Origin of the sequence: Microcoleus sp. PH2017_28_MFU_U_A, from assembly GCF_020738035.1 — a bacterium.
In the GTDB taxonomy this organism is placed as follows: Bacteria; Cyanobacteriota; Cyanobacteriia; order Cyanobacteriales; family Microcoleaceae; genus Microcoleus.
This window is the reverse complement of sequence record NZ_JAEQCX010000032.1, coordinates 18233-35478: the sequence shown is the minus strand read 5'-3', so window position 1 is coordinate 35478 and position 17246 is coordinate 18233. Positions and strand designations below refer to the sequence as shown.

The window sequence follows — 17246 nt, the reverse complement described above, 5'->3', positions numbered from 1 at the left end:
GAGTATTCTGGGGTGAAACGGAGTGAACTAAAATCGATATGAGTAGCCGTCCTGTCGGTGAATAAACTTCACGTTTTTTATGGTAGAAACTCCAATACGAAACTGATTAATTAAAACCTCAAAACCCTTTGCAGTAGGTTTTTTCACTCGCGCCGTATAGGTTCCGGCTCGTGAATTCTTGCGGTCAGTATCCAGCGTGAACTTAACTGTATCGCCTGTTTTGACGTGCTTGTATCGTACTCGTGTATTTTTCACTGCTGGGAACCCGTGTTTGTTGACTCGTATTTCCTGCCTTGTGCCGTGCCCAAAACACGTGACAATCAGAGGCTGAGTTGTTCTCAATTGAATCGAGCGACCAGATTTCCCGACACAGGCGGCATCAATGCTATGTGACTTCTCTAAGCCCTGTTGAGTGCGGTTGAATTTAGTTCTGCCGCCCGTCCAACACTTCACCGTGTCGCATAGCTCTTTTGCCATCCTGACAATGGCAAAACGGGTTGAATTCACTGCTGCTGCATCTTTAAGGGGTTGCTTGGCTTGTGCAAGAATACGTTGTAGCAGGTCGGGTTTGCCCGAAAGGAAATCTTGGATATCGCGATTCCCCTTCTTCTGGTTGCACGGAACACAGGAAAGAGCAAGGTTGCTGACTCGGTTTGACCCACCTTTTGATTTAGCCTGAATGTGTTCTACTTCCAGGGGGGTATCGGTTGCACCGCAGTACGAGCATTTTTGTTCCCACTTTTCTAGTAGATATTGCTTCACCTCATAGCCAGCCAGTTCACCCGCTTGATATTGCACTCCACTAATCTCAGGATTCTGCATCAGTTGTGTGTCAAACCGGACTTGCTCAATCTCAATCTCAGTGATGGGACTGTAGCGCATGAATCGCTTAATCCAAGTTTCTACCGTTTGAACTCTATGTCGCAAGCTGGGGGCTAACCATCCTGTAGGCTGCTTTCGATTAAAACGCTTTGCTCGATATCTAAGATTGCGCGAACGCCGCGAGCCTCGCACGCTAGCCCGTTGTTTGAGGTCAGCGCTGATTTGCAATCCTCGATGCTTTAGTTCCATGCCGAAGACAATATCTTCACCGCATTGAATGGCGAAACCCGTCCATTTAGAACCTGGATCTATTTTGAGCCGATAGGGTTTGAGTGTGGGATTGAGAATCTGTTGCTTGAGGACGATCGCAAACGGATATGATCTGTACACCGCTGCTTTTTGTTTGGTCAACAGCTCTCTAGCACGGGCAGGATGCACCATGTTGAGGAACGTCCTGTCGTGATTCAACAGGAAAACGTAATTAGCTTGAATTTGCATTTCTGCATCTGGGGACTTGGTAATGTTTGCATCGATTGGCTTACAGGCTTGTTACCAGGGTGCGGTGTTCCACGTTCAGAAGCTACGCGATGTTCCTCCCCTGACGCTTGAATCTTGCCCGAATTGATTGAGTCATGACCCTCCAGCGGCTATCACACTCTTGGTGTGTGTGAAATCTGGTGTAGCAGGGTACTCCGAATTACTCCGTTTCCCTCGAATTACTCCGCTTCTTTGCTACTCTATGTTGCCGACCTTTGTGCCTACCTGTCTATTTACCCGCCGCGAGAAGGTTGATTCACAGTCATACTTTTCCTTATAATCGCTCACAAAGGCAGATCGTTCAGAATTCAGCCGGGTCAAATCTATCCGGGCGAACTCTCAAGCCTCTGACACCAGCTCGATAGCGGTCAAAACTGAGAATGGCGAATCCCCAACCATCCCCGCTATATTGGGTACTCCGATCCGAATGGGAAGGCCCGAGTAGGTCAATCAACATTGCTTGACTCTAAGAGCAAGAAAGAAAATAATTGTCAAGGCTCCGGGACTCCCATAGCAGTTACAAAAAGTAATGGAACTGCCCTCAACCTCAGTCCACCTTCATACCCCTATCCGAGCGATCGTCCCCAGTCTAAAATCTAAAATCTAAAATGGTACAAGTTGGAGTCCTGACCACAAGAGAGGATAAGCAGTAGCAATCCCGAAATTGTCTGCGATATTCGGGGGAGAGAGGGAGATTCTCGGTCGTCGGGGAGAAAATGTAACCGTGAAGGGGAATAGAGAATTCAAATATACAATTTAAATCGACAACAGGTTACTAAAAACTTGCTACCGGGGGATCGTGAGACGAGCGTCAGTGTCAGGTCTAGTTCTAAAAAACAACTAAACACTCTATCTAAGGTAGACAATTATTTGAAATATTCTAGTAGACTGTGGTAGATTGTAGTAATATCAATAGGTTCACCCTATTTTACGTTAAAGCATTTCCGCATCTAAGCGCGGATGTATTGTAGCAGACTGACTGAAGAATATACATCTAAAACCTGTTCAAAGTATGGACAGAACCACAAAAAGTTAGAAGGTAACCAACAGTTTGTCCTTCTTGCGGTCATGGCATCGGGCGTGATATGAATGGCACTTTTAGCCTTTTTTTAAAGGCTGTGACAGATCCGCGACACAAAGGCGTAAGATTGCATCTTACCAATTGTGCCATACACAGTAAAGGTTGATTTTCAGCTTCTACCGGGTTAAATGTATCTGTTTGTTTGTATGTAGTAGTCTAAATGATGGTAATGGATGCTTCTGGGCATCTGTACACCCTCTCACGGTAGTCGCTCAAGGAATATATGCGGGTTTTGCAGGGTTCCCGGCTGATGGCGCTAAAAACTCTGCATTTTTGACGGGGAATCTAATCCTCGTGCCGTGTTCCTCTTTTGACTCATGTCGCAAAGTTTCCATACTTCCCATATTTATTTATGAAAACCGTTCTGATTGTAGAGGACGATTTGGTTAATGCTCGAGTTTTTTCCAAAATACTTACTAAGCGGGGGGGCTTAGCTGTCAAGCACACGGAAAATGTTGAAGAGGTGATGCAGATTGCTGCGGCCGGCCAAGCTGATTTGATTTTAATGGACGTGTCTCTTTCGCGCAGCGTGTACCAGGGAAAATCTGTTGACGGCATTAAGATTACTCAACTGCTGAAAGCTGACCCGCAAACCGCCTCGCTGCCGATTATATTGGTGACGGCTCACGCGATGGCCGGTGATAGAGAAACTTTTCTGGATCAAAGCGGTGCCGACGGTTACATCTCTAAACCCGTAGTAGACCATCAAGAGTTTGTCGATCGGATCAAGGCTTTGCTCCCTGAGTAAGCGAACCATATTTGAAGCAGGAAGTTCAGCAACGGATTCGTCGGCTGTCGGATGTAACAAATGTAACGGAGGGAAGCCACGAAGTTTGTAGTTTAATACGCTTGGGTTAGCGGTCTTTTACCGAAAACTTGGCTTCTTCAGCCCCGTCCTTCTAGGACGGCTTTTATTTGATCGACTTTTTAAGAAAAGTCTTGATATTTCTTAAAGACCTAGTGTTCAATCTAACCTACGAATTCGTGCTTAAACCCACATCAGAACAAATAGTTATTTTCGCAGACTGGCTTGAATAATGCGAGCGTGTTTATAATACCATTTTGACAAAAGATTGCGACATAATAAATGTTTTGTTTGGTCGCTTGTACCATTGTGGTCAGGTGCGGCTCTGTCAAATTGTCGATATATAGCTACGAATTTTTCGTGGATCCACAGCCTACAACTAATGTTGTATTAATTTTGAAAATTGGTATTATAAGGAAGAAATAATTTTATTTATAGTTTGATTCAAACAATTAAAAATTTTAATTTTCAAGTTTTATAAAAAAACATTCGGTAAGCGGAAAACTCAGTGTCTTTAGACCTGAGATGCAAGCGACACGGGCGGTTTCAACCGCCGTGAATCTTTTTTGATTCTTAATACTTAAAACCAAAGAAAGATGTTAAAATACAAGCCAGGGAGGTGAACTAGATTGATAATAAACTATGTTTATAAGTTGCGACCCAATCAAACACAATCATCAAAAATGTCTGCTTGGATAGATATGCTGCGAAGCCAGTATAATTGGTGCTTAAATGACAGAATCTGTCAGTACAGCCAGCAGTTTATCCAAGGCAATTACTGTGACATTAGAACGAAAGGCGAAGCTTCACCATTGACCTGCTTCGTAAGTAAAAGTGGCGCAACCGGAAATCCTTGGAAAGATTCTAAGTCTGACAAAGAAGGCAAAGCTAGAAATCCTCGTCGAAGTGCTGGTGACATTCAGATTACAGCATTACCTGAGTTAAAAATGGCTAGACCTTGGTATAGTGGAATTGACTCAACAGTTTTACAACAGAATGTTAAACGCTTAGACATTGCCTACAAAAACTTCTTTGAAGGTAGGGGATTTCCTAAATTTAAAAACCGCAGCAACTTCACATCTTTTACTTTCGTGATGGGAGTAAAAATCAAGGGTAATAAAATTTACCTACCCAAACTGGGTTGGATGCGGTTTTACAACTCTCGCTCAATCCCAGATGGGTTTACCATCAAGGCTTGCGCGGTTAGAAAACGCCAGAATGGCTGGTATGTTTCTATTAGAATAGAGGATAAATCTGTACCTGAATACAGCGCTACTCCTGTTGGCGATAACCCCAAAGTAATAGGTTGCGACCTAGGAATCACTAAACTGGTTCACCTTTCTGATGGATACCAAATCAAAAATCCCAAGTTTTCGACGAACAAAAAAGCTAAGCGGACTCTAAAAATCAGACAGAGACGGGTTAGTCGCAAAATTAAGGGTAGTAAAAATCGCAAAAAAGCAGCTATTAAAGTTGGGAATTTCCATCAAAAGATTAGCGATAAGCGTCAAGCATATCAATGGAAAACTGCAAATTTAATAGTATCTCGTAACGTTGATGTAATTGCCACAGAAGATTTAAATATTTCAGGGATGATGCGCCGATGTAAAGTAAAAAGTGACGAGAAAACTGGGAGGTTTCTGAAGAATGGGCAATCCAGAAAAAAGGGATTGAATCGCGCTATGTCTGATGCAGGTTGGGGCGATTTGGGATTAAAGATTGAGTATCTGGCTGCAAAGCAAGGAAAAATCGTAATCAAAGTTAATCCTAAACACTCTAGTCAGGAATGCAGGAATTGCAGTCAGATCGATAAATCCAACAGAGATGGAGAAAAATTCATCTGTGTTGAGTGCGGATATCACGAACACGCCGATATTGGCGCTGCAAAAACGATTAGAGATCGAGCTTTGAGAATGGTACGTGGGCCAGGACGCGAAACTAGGTGCTCAACACCTAAACGCCCAAAAAATATCACCACGCTCGCAGAGCAAACGTGGTGAGTTTGGGAACCTGAGCAATCAGGATATTAAGGCCGCAATGTCTTAAGAATCTCAGTCGCTTTAGCGCTGAGAGTGTCAATGAATTCTGATTTATGCCTGCGGCTGAATATCTTCTGCCTTCTTTTTTCGGGCGATTTGATGTGCCGATCGCACTTTCGCCTGTGAATTTTGAATTTTAAGTTTTGAAACCAAAAATTTAAGATTTTTCAACCAACGCTTGCGCCTGTTGGTTGGGAGGATCTCTCAAAAATTGCCGCGCAGTTCAGGATCGCTGGCTGCGCGGCAATCTATCTCAAAACACTCGTTTTAGTCTTCGTCCTCGTCGAAGTCGTAACCGATATCATCATCATCATCGGCGATCGCGCCTAAGGAATCATCATCAGTATCAGGGACAAAATCGTCCTCATCAACCTCAACTTCCTCAAAATCCTCATCGGATTCAATGTCAGGGGCGCGGGCGACATCAAAAGGACTCTCGATCGTATACTTGCGGCGGGCAGTGCGATCGTCCAACACGACATCTTCCTGCAAATCCTGGATGTCGTCGTCAAAGACAGCACCCTCAAAACCGGCATCTTGAACGCTAGCATCCTCATAGGCATTGAACCCAGTTCCGGCGGGAATCAGGCGGCCGATGATCACGTTTTCCTTGAGGCCGCGCAGCCAGTCGGATTTGCCTTCGATCGCAGCTTCGGTGAGCACCCTTGTGGTTTCTTGGAAGGAAGCTGCGGAAATAAAGCTGTCGGTATTGAGCGAAGCTTTGGTAATCCCCAGCAGCACCGGGGTGTAGTCGGCGGGGGCGCCGCCAGTAATCGACATGGCTTCGTTCACCTGTTCGACTTGCCGCAGTTCGACCAACTCGCCGGGGAGCATGGTGGTGTCGCCGCCGTCCTCCATGCGGACTTTGTTGGTCATCTGGCGGACGATTACTTCGATGTGTTTGTCGGAAATATCCACGCCTTGAGACTGGTACACCGATTGCACTTCGTTGACGAGGAAAGTCTGCACCTGCTGGAAACTCTCCAAAGCGGCCTCGAAGGTAGGTTGGCGCTCTTTGAGGACTTGGAAAAATACTTCGAGAATTTCGTGGGGGTTGGCGGGGCCGTCGGTTAAGGCTTCGGCGACGCCAACGCGCTGTCCGTCGGAGACGATCGGGTTTTGGCCTGGTAATAAAGGATATTGCTCGATTCGGCCGTCATCCTCGACTACGGCGAGTTCCACCACATCATCGTCGGTGACTACCTGAGCTGTCCCCGGGCGCTTGGCTAAAATGCAAGCTTCCTTCGGTTTCCGCCCTTCGAGCAATTCCTCAATCCGGGGTAAACCTTGAATGATGTCCCCAGTTTTGGCTCGCTCGAATACGAGGATGACTAAGTTGTCGCCGCGTTGCACCAAGTCGCCGTCGTCTACGTGGAGCACCGCACCCCCGGAAACTCGGTAGGGACGGGCTACGCGCAATACTATTTTGGCTTCTTCTCCGTCATTGGAGGTTGGTATAACTTTCACGACTTGACCGGACTCTTCCAGAATTACTCCCGGCGCTACTTCTGTACCGGCTACGAGTAATTGACCGGGACTCACCTCGGGCGTACCCGCTACTGAAACTGTGACGGAATCGGCATCCCGCATGACTAACAATCGGCGGATGGGTTCGCCCTGCCCTTCGCGGATGCCCCGGACGATGCCGGCTTCTTTGCAGAGAATCTCGGTGCGGGCGACTACTGCGCTGGGGGCGATCGACTGTCCGTCTTCTACCAATAGTCTGGTGTGGGTGCTGCCTTGGGTCGGATCTGCCGATACGTCCCGCCGAATTACCAGCGATTCCAAAATCACTAACTGCAAGCGGAAAATCCGAGACGGCGCTGGGACTTCTTCGCCTTCGACGAGAGCTAGTTCTTGCGACGCCACCGCCGCTTCTGAGCCAACCCAAGCTGGGCCGGAACCGTCGGCTCCAAAAGCTAAGGCGTCCCCATCGTCGGGCAGGAGTTCGATATCTGCTGCCAGTTGCGGCGCGCCGGAACCAATTTCTAAGATGAGCTGAGTCCGCAGCAGTTCGAGTCCTTCGACTGATTTGACGCGCTCTCCGTCTTTGTAGGGGAGGCGTTGGACTGCTTTGAGGGCGATCGACTCGTTGAGGGCTGTTTGGGAAGGTATGGGTGGTTTGTCGGGTACGGGGTACTCGACTACGGGGCGCAGCAGCAATGCTGGGCCTTCGGGGGTTTCGATGTATTCGGCATAGCCCAATTCTTCGGCAATTAAGCCGGGGAAGATTTCTTGACCGGCACTGACTATTTGACCTTCGCCGTAAGTGAGCGGCGGGCGATCGACCGAGTGCAACGTTCCGGGCTTGATCACGATTTCCCGGAGGATGTCGTTTTTCTGGGTAACTTCTACGGCGCCGCTGGTTTGGCAGAAAATATCTTTGACGACTTCGGTGCCGGCTTCGACGTACTGGCCGTCTTCTACTAGGAGTAGGGAGATGTCTTTGTTGACTTCGTGGCATTCTTCGGGAATCCACAGCAGGGTGCCGCCTTTGACGACTTCGTAGCCGAGTTTGGCTTTGCCGCGCTTGTGGACTTCGACTCCGGCGTATTTGACGATGCCTCCGGTGGCGGTGCGGTAGCTGTCGTCGAGCAGTTCTGCGACGACTTCGCCGTTGATGACTTTGCTTCCTGGTGCTGTTTTGAGCGAAAACCTTTGGTTGGAGGCGGTTTCGATGATGTAGTGTTCGCGGCCGCCGGCGCTTTCGGCGCGGACGATGGCTTGGTCTAGAAGGACTTGAGCGGTGATGATTTCGATTTCTCGCTCGTCGGCGATGCGGACTACGCCGCCGTGTTCGGAGACGAGTTTGGTTTCGGCGATGACGCTGTTGGCTGCGATGCGATCGCCATTTTTGACTGCTGGTTCGGCACCCGGGAGCAAGTTGTAGACTTCACCCGAGAGAATCCAAATCAGTCCGCCTCTGCTGGCGGTGCGGGTGGTGTTTCCTTGACGGTCGGTTTTTTCCTCTGGTACTAGGTCGGCAAATTTGGCTTCGCCGGCCAAGTCGGAGGCTACGTCTGTTGTGACTTTTTCGGTGGTTTTGCGGGCGGCGCGTCCGACGATCGGCACTTCTGCCAATACTTGACCGGGGATGGCGCGCTGTCCGTCTTTGACCATCAGGGTCGAACCTTGGACGATCGCGAATTCTACTTTCAGCTTCTGATTTTTGGCGCCGGATTTGCCTTCTTCGTAGCCTTCGCCCTCGAATACGAGTTTGCCGTTGTTTTCGGCGACGAGGGCTTCTTCACCGTGTCTGGTACGGAAGGCGCGGGTGCGTAAGTTCTTAAACTTGGCGACGCCGGGAAATGGTGCGCGTTCTTGTTTGGCGACTTCTCCAGTAAATACGCCGCCTGTGTGGAAGGTACGCATGGTGAGCTGGGTTCCTGGTTCCCCGATCGACTGGGCGGCAATAATCCCGATCGCTTCTCCCATGTCCACCATTTTCAGGTGGGCGAGGCTCCAACCGTAGCAGCACTGGCAAACGGAACGGGTGGCTTCGCAAGTTAGGGGCGATCGTAAATAAACTTCTGGCACTCCAGACTTACCGATTTCTCCTGCCAATTCTTCTGTAATCGGCTGGTTGCGGGCGGCTCTTTCGTTCTCAAAAGTCACGATTTCTTTGGTTTTGGGATTGACCACATCTCGGGCCAACACCCGCCCCAGCAGCCGATCTTTCAGGGGGATGAGCACGGTCGCACCGTCGGTCATGGGGCGGACACGAATCCCGCGTTGGGTGCCACAGTCTACTTCGCGCACGATGACATCTTGGGATACATCGACTAACCGACGAGTCAGGTAGCCGGAGTCGGCGGTGCGGAGGGCGGTATCTACTAAGCCTTTGCGCGCTCCGTAGGACGAAATGATGTATTCGGTAACGGTGAGTCCTTCGCGGAAGTTGGTTTTAATTGGCAAGTCGATGATTTCCCCTTGGGGGTCTGCCATCAATCCGCGCATTCCGACGAGCTGCCGCACTTGGGAGATGTTCCCCCGGGCGCCGGAGAAGGCCATCATGTACACCGAGTTGAGCGGGTCTGTGGCTCGGAAGTTTTTGACTACTTCGTCTTTGAGGTCTTCTGAGGTGCTGTTCCAGGTGTCGATTACTTTTTGGAAGCGTTCGACTTCGGTGATTTCGCCTCTGGTGTATTTTTGTTCGGTGATTCGGATTTCTTCTTCGGCTGCTTCGAGCAGTTGTCGTTTGATTGGCGGTACTTGCAGGTCGTCTACGCTAATTGAAACTCCCGCTCTGGTCGCAAACCGAAAACCCAAGTCTTTGAGTTTGTCGGCCATTTGCGCCGTGCGGGCCGTTCCATAGTTCATGAATGACCAAGAGATTAATTTTTTGAGCTGACCTTTGTCAACAACTCGATTGCGAAAAACAATTTCCTTATTTTCCTTATTTTCTGTCATTTTTCTGCTGTTAGTAATTTAGTCATTGGTCAGAAGTGCGAGCTTAAGAGCTCGCGAACCTTGTCATTAGTCATTGGTCAGAAGTGCGAGCTTAAGAGCTCGCGAACCTTGTCATTAGTCATTGGTCATTGGTCATTGGTAATTAATAGAATTTCAGCAGCCTAACATCGATATTTAGGGTTTGCTTTGTCTACCTTGCCGCTAAGTCGCACCTCATTTTTTTCGCCTTTAGGACTTACCAATTACCAATTACCAGAAAGAATTGGTTGAAAGCCCCAAGTCTTTGAGGGAGAAATTAAAATCAGACTATTCATTACTCCAATCCTCTTCCTTCTAGGTAAAGGTCGCTCTCAAACTGTCAACTGTCAACTGTCAACTGTCAACTGTTGAACAATTACCCAATTCCTAATTGTTAATTACCGATTCGATCGTTTGGTGATAAATAATCCTGCCCGGAGTAGTCCGAATAAACTGATTGATCCTCTTACCCTCTGCATCTTCCCGAACGCGGCGGAACTTGTATTCTTTCGTCACAGTACCGTCAGTCGATCGCTCCACCTTCAGCGGTTCACCTTCGGGTTCTGTGTTTTCGATCGCGCCTTGAAACCTCACCCACACGTAGGAGTGCAAGTCCACGACTCCTTGTTCGTAAGCTACAACCGCATCATTAAGATTAGAGAAGTAATGACCTGCTCCTTTTTGACCGTTAGGATTGTCGGCTGTCAAGTAATAGCAACCGAGCACCATATCTTGAGAAGGAGTGACGATCGGTCTTCCAGTTGCCGGCGACATAATGTTATTAGAAGCCAACATCAGCAAGCGCGCTTCAGCCTGAGATTCCAGAGACAAAGGCACGTGTACCGCCATTTGGTCGCCGTCAAAGTCAGCGTTAAAAGCCGGACAGACTAGCGGGTGAAGCTGAATTGCTCTCCCGTCCACCAAAATCGGCTCAAAGGCTTGAATCCCCAAACGGTGCAGCGTAGGGGCCCGGTTCAGCATGACAGGGTGTCCTTCAATTACCTCTTGCAGCACGTCCCAAACGCTGGGATCGTTGCGTTGAATCAGTTTTTTGGCTGCTTTGATGTTGTTGACGAGTCCTTGGCGGATCAGGCGGTGGATGACGAAGGGCTGGAAAAGCTCGATCGCCATTTCCCTCGGTAAACCGCACTGATGAATCTTCAGTTTCGGCCCCACCACAATTACCGAACGTCCAGAGTAGTCAACCCGTTTACCCAGCAAGTTTTGCCGGAAACGACCTTGTTTCCCTTCAATAATGTCCGACAGCGACTTCAGCGGACGGTTGTTTGCGCCCACCACAGTCCGGCCACGGCGGCCGTTATCAATTAGCGCATCCACAGCCTCTTGTAACATCCGCTTTTCGTTGCGAATGATAATTTCCGGCGCCAGAATTTCTTGCAATCTGGCCAAGCGATTATTGCGGTTAATAACTCTCCGATAAAGGTCATTAAGGTCACTGGTTGCAAAACGTCCACCGTCTAGCTGTACCATCGGCCGCAAGTCTGGGGGAATCACCGGAATCACATTGAGTACCATCCAATCGGGATGAGAACCCGTAGCGATAAAGTTGTCAATTACCCGCAAACGTTTAATTAACTTCGCGCGTTTTTGACCTTTAGCATTAGCAATATCTTCCCGCAGCTTTTCCGCTTCGCTTTCTAGCGGAATATTTTGCAGCAAAACTTGCAAAGCTTCCGCACCAATGCCTACTTCTACGCCTGTCAGCGTGGAATCTTCGCTGTAAAGTTCATCTTCTATTTCCAGCCAAGCATCTTCGGTGAGCAATTGCTTGTATTGGAGCTTTTCAGCATTACCAGCATTCAGCACAACATAGGCATTGAAATAGACAATTTGTTCGACATCTCGCAGGGGCATATCTAACAGAATTGCCATGTAACTGGGGATGCCTTTGAGATACCAAACGTGAGCCACTGGAGCTGCTAATTTGATAAATCCCATGCGGTGGCGGCGGACACGAGATTCAGTGACTTCCACACCGCATCTCTCGCACACAATGCCTCTATGACGGACTCTTTTGTACTTGCCACAATGACATTCCCAATCTTTTGCAGGCCCAAAAATGCGCTCGCAAAACAATCCGTCCATTTCCGGTTTTAATGTACGGTAATTAATTGTTTCTGGTTTTATGATCTCACCGGTAAGCTGACCATTGGGTAAAGTTCTCTCTCCCCATTGTCGAATTCTTTCGGGTGAAGCTAACCCAATCTTTACGTAATCAAATCGTTGTTCTATCTTAGCCATTCTTGACTCCACTCGATGATTTACTTGAAATTGTTTGCTGTAATTTATCTGTTTTGATTGATTGTTTTGCAATTAAATCAATGTCAGACTCCTTTATATGTGACATTATTTTTAATGTCATAAATGACACTTGTCGATACTGCAAATTCCAGAGCTATTTTAGCAATGGATTCTCCAGCTTTAATTCGTTCTCGCACATCCTGTGCTTGAGCAAAAGTCAGTTTGCGATCGATATATCCACCCCTGCGAGGAATTGGAACCTCTTCGCCTTCTTCCTTCCAAGTCAGGTGATACTTAATAGTGTGTATAGTTGAGGGAGTTACGCCGTATGCTTCAGCTACATCCTTCATTCTCTCTCCTGCTGCTAGTTTTTGCCGGATTTCTCGCACTTTTTCCCAGTCTAATTTGGCGTTGCAAAGGGGATGACTTTTTCCTTGGGTGCGTCCTTTTTGGGAAGCATCTAATAAATTCTGAGTGCGAGTACCAGCCCAGAGGTGTTCTGGATTAATACAACTGGGAGTATCGCAAGTATGACAAGCATCCATATAGGTGGGAACTTCACATCCTAATTTCTCTGCTAAAACAGCACGAGTAACTGATTTTAACTTGCCATTTTTGAAGTACCTACCATAGCCTGAACCATCTTTTGCGCCTTGGAAAATTATGCAGCCGTTGTCTTGAATTTCTCCTAGAAAACGTGGGGAAACTGTGGTGAAGTTATCGGGAATATTTGTCTGAACGATCTTAGTAATAGTTTCATGTTGTACCCCATACTCTTTTGCTAGGTGGTTCTTGACTTTTCCAGATAAATATTTAGTCTGAATTTCCCGCAGTTGTGCGATCGACAATTTATCAAGTCCCGCAATACTTTTTCGTCTAGGAGTTTTGCGATAGCGCCCCATCATTTGTCCGGTATTCTCAGCAGCAGACCCAGCTAAGAGATGTTCCGGGTTGATGCAGCCGGGATTGTCGCAGGTGTGGCAAGCAAAATAACTGGAATCGAGGAATCCTGCTATTTTCGATTCGAGGACTAATCGGTGGACTAATACCGTTTTGCCATCGATCCACTTACGCCCGTAACCGTTACCAAACTTACTGCCTTGCCAATTAATACAGCCTGTCGCCAGGTCTAATTCTCCTTCAATTCCAGGGATAACTGTTACAATAGTCATGTCAGCGTCTCTCCTTTTTAGAGCGTTGATTCGCCTCAACAGTGGTACGAACACTGTTGAGGCATTTTCATTTGAGAGTATCGATTAAAGATTTTAGATTGAATGTTGCCAAAAAATCTAAAATCTTTAATCCCTAATCCTCGTCGAGTTCGTCGCGAGAAAGCGATTCGTAAGTAGGCCTGGAGGGCGATCGCCGCCCACCAGCATCCGCCATCAAATCGACTTCTACGTGCTCGCTGCCTTCGTCGTTCGTATTCACCTTGTGCACGGCAATGTCCAAGCACAAAGACTGCAACTCCCGCATCAGCACTTTGAACGATTCCGGCGTACCGGGGCGCGGGATGGCTTTGCCTTTGACGATCGCATTCAAGGCTTCATTTCTACCCTGCATATCGTCCGACTTGACAGTCAGCAACTCTTGCAAAGTATAAGCTGCGCCGAACGCTTCGAGAGCCCAAACTTCCATTTCTCCGAACCGCTGACCCCCCTGCTGCGCTTTGCCACCCAAAGGCTGCTGCGTTACCAGCGAGTAAGGCCCCGTGCTCCGGGCGTGGATTTTGTCATCTACCAAGTGGACGAGTTTGAGCATATAGGCGATGCCGACTGTGACGGGGCGATCGAACGGTTCGCCGGTGCGGCCGTCGTAAACTATAGTTTTGCCTGGATGTTTTTCGTTAAATACCCAAGGTTTGCCAGTTTTTTCGCGCGCCTCCTCTAACTTGCCGTGAACGGTTTCCCGCGACTTTTCAGCGCCGTGCATTTCGTCAAACGGCACCATCTTGAACCGCATCGACAAATTTTCGCCCGCCCAGCCCAGCAAGCACTCGAAAATCTGACCTACGTTCATCCGCGACGGTACGCCCAAGGGGTTGAGTACGATGTCAACCGGAGTCCCGTCTGGGAGATAAGGCATATCTTCCATCGGCAGAATCCGGGAGACGATACCTTTGTTACCGTGGCGGCCGGCCATTTTGTCGCCGACTTGAATCTTGCGTTTTTGGGCTACGTAGACGCGGACAACCATGTTGGCGCCGGGGGGCAGTTCGTCGCCCTGTTCGCGGGTAAACACGCGCACGTCCACCACGCGGCCTTTTTCGCCGTTAGGGACGCGGAGGGAGTTGTCGCGCACGTCTCGGGCTTTTTCGCCGAAGATTGCCCGCAGCAGTTTTTCTTCCGGCGGTTGGTCGGATTCGCCTTTGGGAGTCACCTTCCCTACCAAAATGTCGCTGGCTTCTACCCAAGCACCTTTGCGGATGATTCCCTGTTCGTCTAGCTGGCGCAGCGCGTCTTCGCCGACGTTGGGAATTTCGCGGGTGATTTCTTCGGGGCCGAGTTTGGTTTGGCGGGCTTCGATTTCGTATTTCTCGATGTGAATCGAGGTGTATACGTCTTCGTACACCAAACGCTCGCTAATGAGCATGGCATCTTCGTAGTTGTATCCCTCCCAGGGCATATATGCTACGAGGATGTTGTGGCCCAGGGCGAGTTCGGCGCCTTCGGTGGAGGAACCGTCGGCGAGCACTTGACCTGCTACGACGCGATCGCCCTCATAGATCAAAGGACGTTGGTTTAAACAGGTATCCTGGTTCGATCGCTGATATTTTTGCAATTCGTGTTCGATGCAGCCGGCATATTTTTGCTTCCACACCGAGGGCTGCTTGGTTTTGAGCTCGTCGTATTCGCGAATCATGAAATGTTCTTCGCTGGAATTCGACTCGGCATCTACCGCTAGGGGCTTGACAATAATCCGGGTGGCATCGATGTAAATTACCTCGCCGTTGACCTTAGAAACTACCACCATCCCGGAATCTCGGGCGGCTTGAGCTTCCAAGCCCGTACCCACAAGGGGACGTTCTGGTTTCAGTAGCGGCACAGCTTGCCGCTGCATATTCGATCCCATCAGAGCTCGGTTGGCGTCGTCGTGTTCCAAGAACGGAATCAGCGATGTCGCGACGGAGACGATTTGCACTGGCGAAATCGCCATGTAGTCCACCTGCATCGGGGTGGTGGTGGTGAATTCTTGGCGGTAGCGCACGGCTACGGTTTCGCCCAAGAGGTTGTTGTTTTCGTCGAGGCTGATGTCTCCGGGGGCGACGCGCAAGTCGTCTTCTTCATCGGCTGTCATGTAAACCGGGGCTTTGTCCCGCAATACTTGTCCTTTTTCAACTGGGTAAAAAGGAGTTTCGATGAAGCCGTAGGGGTTGACGCGGGCGTGGGTTGCCAAAGAGCCGATGAGTCCGGCGTTGGGGCCTTCTGGTGTTTCAATGGGGCAAATCCGGCCGTAGTGGGATGGGTGAATATCCCGCACGGCGAAACCGGCGCGTTCCCGAGTCAAGCCTCCTGGGCCGAGGGCGGAAAGCCGGCGTTTGTGGGTCAGTTCTGCTAGGGGATTGGTTTGATCCATGAACTGGGATAGCTGCGAGGAACCGAAGAATTCCTTGATTGCTGCTACCAATGGTTTGGGGTTGACTAGGGAAGCGGGGCTGAGGGAGTCGGCATCGGAAACTGTCATCCGTTCGCGGATAATCCGTTCTAGGCGGTTCAATCCGACGCGCACTTGGTTTTGCAGCAGTTCGCCGACGCTGCGGACGCGGCGGTTCCCTAAGTGGTCGATGTCATCCGTTGAACCGATGTCGAATTCCAGGTTGATCAGATAGTCGATCGCCGTCAAGATATCTTGGGATGTCAGTACCCGCATGGTATCGGGGACTGTCAACCGCAGTTTTTTGTTGAGTTTGTAGCGGCCGACTCGGCCCAAATCGTAGCGTTTGGGGTCAAAGAAACGCGAATTGAGGAGCTGTTCGCCGCCGGCTACGGTGGGGGGTTCGCCCGGACGGAGTTTGCGGTAGAGCTCCATCAAAGCTTCTTCTTCGCCGAACTGTCCTTCTTTCTCGATCGTTTTTTGGAAGTATTCCGGGTGGCGCAGGCTGTCGTAGATTTCGCCGTCTGTCAGGCCTAGGGCTTTGAGCAGAACTTGGGCCGACAGCTTGCGGGTTTTGTCGATTCTCACCCAGACTAGATCGTTTTTGTCTGTTTCAAATTTCAGCCACGCGCCGCGGTTGGGGATCAGACTGGCGTTGTAGGAACGGCGGCCGTTTTTGTCGGTTTCTGATTTGTAGTATACGCCTGGGGAACGGACGATTTGGTTGACGATGACTCGTTCCGCACCGTTGATGATGAAAGTGCCGCGTTCGGTCATCAAAGGCAAATCGCCGATGAAGACTTCTTGCTCTTTGATTTCGCCTGTTTCTTTGTTAATCAAGCGGGTGGGGACGTACATTTGCACCGAGTAGGTGCTGTCCCGGCGCTTAGCTTCGTCTACATCGTATTTTGGGCGCTTGAGTTTGAAGTCTTTGCCGATGAAGTGGAGTTCCAGCTTTCCCGTGTAGTCTGTAATCGGGGAGAAGCTGTCTAGTTCTTCAATCAGTCCGGCTTCTAGGAACCAGCGAAAACTTGCCCGCTGGATTTCGATCAAGTCGGGCAAGGTGAAGGCGAATTCTGTGTAATCTTTAGTCGTCATGGGTGTCCTTTTTCCGCAGTGGCTCTAGCTTTTTACATGGCGCCAAGGCTTGGCGTTTTTACCTTGTTGCGTTTTTTTGATGGATTGTGTGAGAGAATTTATATGATGTTTTCGATCGCCTACCAACTGCTGCAACGGTTGTTTTTATTGGTTGCTCGCATTATTTTTGTGCGGGTTCTGGCTGCGATCGAGATTCTTTTAGCTCCGATCTCTTGGTACTCCAGGGTAAATCCCTTACACATTTGACTCCTAAAATTGACTTTACAGCTATTGCCAAATTGCTGAGGTTCCAAGTTGCTTGTAATGTGTAAAATTGAGTGTAAGTTTGAGGTATTGCTTGACGTTTTTGTCTGTCCGGAAGATTAGCGCGCCCTCGCCCAAGCTAGCAGTTCGGCGACTGCGACGGCGCCCGCAAGCAAGCGATCGCCCGATCGGTCGGTTCTTTTTATTATTATAGGACGCAAATCCGATCGCACTACGGCAACTCCCAAAGAATCTGAGATTAAGGATGAATCCGGTTTTTGTATCAGGATATAGATGGGATTTTTCCTATCTTTTCCCCCGAACTCCACCTGTTTTC

The 17246-nt window shown here is 49.1% G+C and carries 9 protein-coding genes; 3 read left to right on the top strand and 6 right to left on the bottom strand.

The window, feature by feature from the left end:
* Positions 1-27 precede the first annotated feature (27 nt).
* Positions 28-1320, bottom strand: coding sequence for an RNA-guided endonuclease IscB (iscB, locus tag JGK14_RS05500; RefSeq protein WP_293178516.1), 1293 nt, complete (start codon positions 1318-1320; stop codon positions 28-30).
* A 1472-nt stretch (positions 1321-2792) separates the two neighbouring features.
* On the opposite strand from iscB, the gene JGK14_RS05495 reads away from it, so the two are divergent.
* Together JGK14_RS05495 and JGK14_RS05490 are read left to right on the top strand one after the other, a co-directional pair.
* Positions 2793-3188 (top strand): response regulator, encoded by a 396-nt coding sequence (locus JGK14_RS05495; RefSeq protein WP_293153459.1) that lies wholly within the window; start codon positions 2793-2795, stop codon positions 3186-3188.
* A gap of 740 nt (positions 3189-3928) precedes the next feature.
* Positions 3929-5245: an RNA-guided endonuclease InsQ/TnpB family protein gene (locus JGK14_RS05490; protein ID WP_293189379.1), complete on the top strand. Its 1317-nt coding sequence runs from the start codon at positions 3929-3931 to the stop codon at positions 5243-5245.
* Positions 5246-5551: 306 nt separating this feature from the next.
* Here the strand turns inward: JGK14_RS05490 and JGK14_RS05485 are convergent, their stop codons facing one another.
* The 4 genes from JGK14_RS05485 to rpoB all read right to left on the bottom strand — a co-directional run bounded on the left by JGK14_RS05485 (position 5552) and on the right by rpoB (position 16666).
* Entirely contained in the window at positions 5552-9694 is a 4143-nt protein-coding gene (locus JGK14_RS05485) for a DNA-directed RNA polymerase subunit beta'' (protein WP_293324240.1), read from the bottom strand.
* A gap of 405 nt (positions 9695-10099) precedes the next feature.
* Positions 10100-11974, bottom strand: coding sequence for a DNA-directed RNA polymerase subunit gamma (locus tag JGK14_RS05480; protein WP_293189380.1), 1875 nt, complete (start codon positions 11972-11974; stop codon positions 10100-10102).
* Positions 11975-12057: 83 nt separating this feature from the next.
* On the bottom strand, positions 12058-13146 hold the full coding sequence (locus JGK14_RS05475) for an HNH endonuclease (protein WP_325314833.1): 1089 nt from the start codon (positions 13144-13146) through the stop codon (positions 12058-12060).
* A 133-nt stretch (positions 13147-13279) separates the two neighbouring features.
* Positions 13280-16666 carry a DNA-directed RNA polymerase subunit beta gene (rpoB, locus tag JGK14_RS05470; RefSeq protein ID WP_293178528.1) on the bottom strand — a complete coding sequence of 1129 codons (3387 nt, stop codon included), beginning with the start codon at positions 16664-16666 and terminating at the stop codon, positions 13280-13282.
* A gap of 102 nt (positions 16667-16768) precedes the next feature.
* Between rpoB and JGK14_RS05465 the strand changes: the two genes are divergently transcribed.
* On the top strand, positions 16769-16912 hold the full coding sequence (locus JGK14_RS05465) for a hypothetical protein (protein WP_293178531.1): 144 nt from the start codon (positions 16769-16771) through the stop codon (positions 16910-16912).
* A gap of 116 nt (positions 16913-17028) precedes the next feature.
* Here the strand turns inward: JGK14_RS05465 and JGK14_RS05460 are convergent, their stop codons facing one another.
* Positions 17029-17238: a hypothetical protein gene (locus JGK14_RS05460; RefSeq protein ID WP_293178534.1), complete on the bottom strand. Its 210-nt coding sequence runs from the start codon at positions 17236-17238 to the stop codon at positions 17029-17031.
* Between the last annotated feature and the right edge of the window lie 8 nt (positions 17239-17246).

Coding starts and splice junctions, on each gene's coding strand:
- iscB (WP_293178516.1), bottom strand. CDS start 1,320: ATGCAAATTCAAGCTAATTACGTTTTCCTGTTGAATCACGACAGGACG.
- JGK14_RS05495 (WP_293153459.1), top strand. CDS start 2,793: ATGAAAACCGTTCTGATTGTAGAGGACGATTTGGTTAATGCTCGAGTT.
- JGK14_RS05490 (WP_293189379.1), top strand. CDS start 3,929: ATGTCTGCTTGGATAGATATGCTGCGAAGCCAGTATAATTGGTGCTTA.
- JGK14_RS05485 (WP_293324240.1), bottom strand. CDS start 9,694: ATGACAGAAAATAAGGAAAATAAGGAAATTGTTTTTCGCAATCGAGTT.
- JGK14_RS05480 (WP_293189380.1), bottom strand. CDS start 11,974: ATGGCTAAGATAGAACAACGATTTGATTACGTAAAGATTGGGTTAGCT.
- JGK14_RS05475 (WP_325314833.1), bottom strand. CDS start 13,146: ATGACTATTGTAACAGTTATCCCTGGAATTGAAGGAGAATTAGACCTG.
- rpoB (WP_293178528.1), bottom strand. CDS start 16,666: ATGACGACTAAAGATTACACAGAATTCGCCTTCACCTTGCCCGACTTG.
- JGK14_RS05465 (WP_293178531.1), top strand. CDS start 16,769: ATGATGTTTTCGATCGCCTACCAACTGCTGCAACGGTTGTTTTTATTG.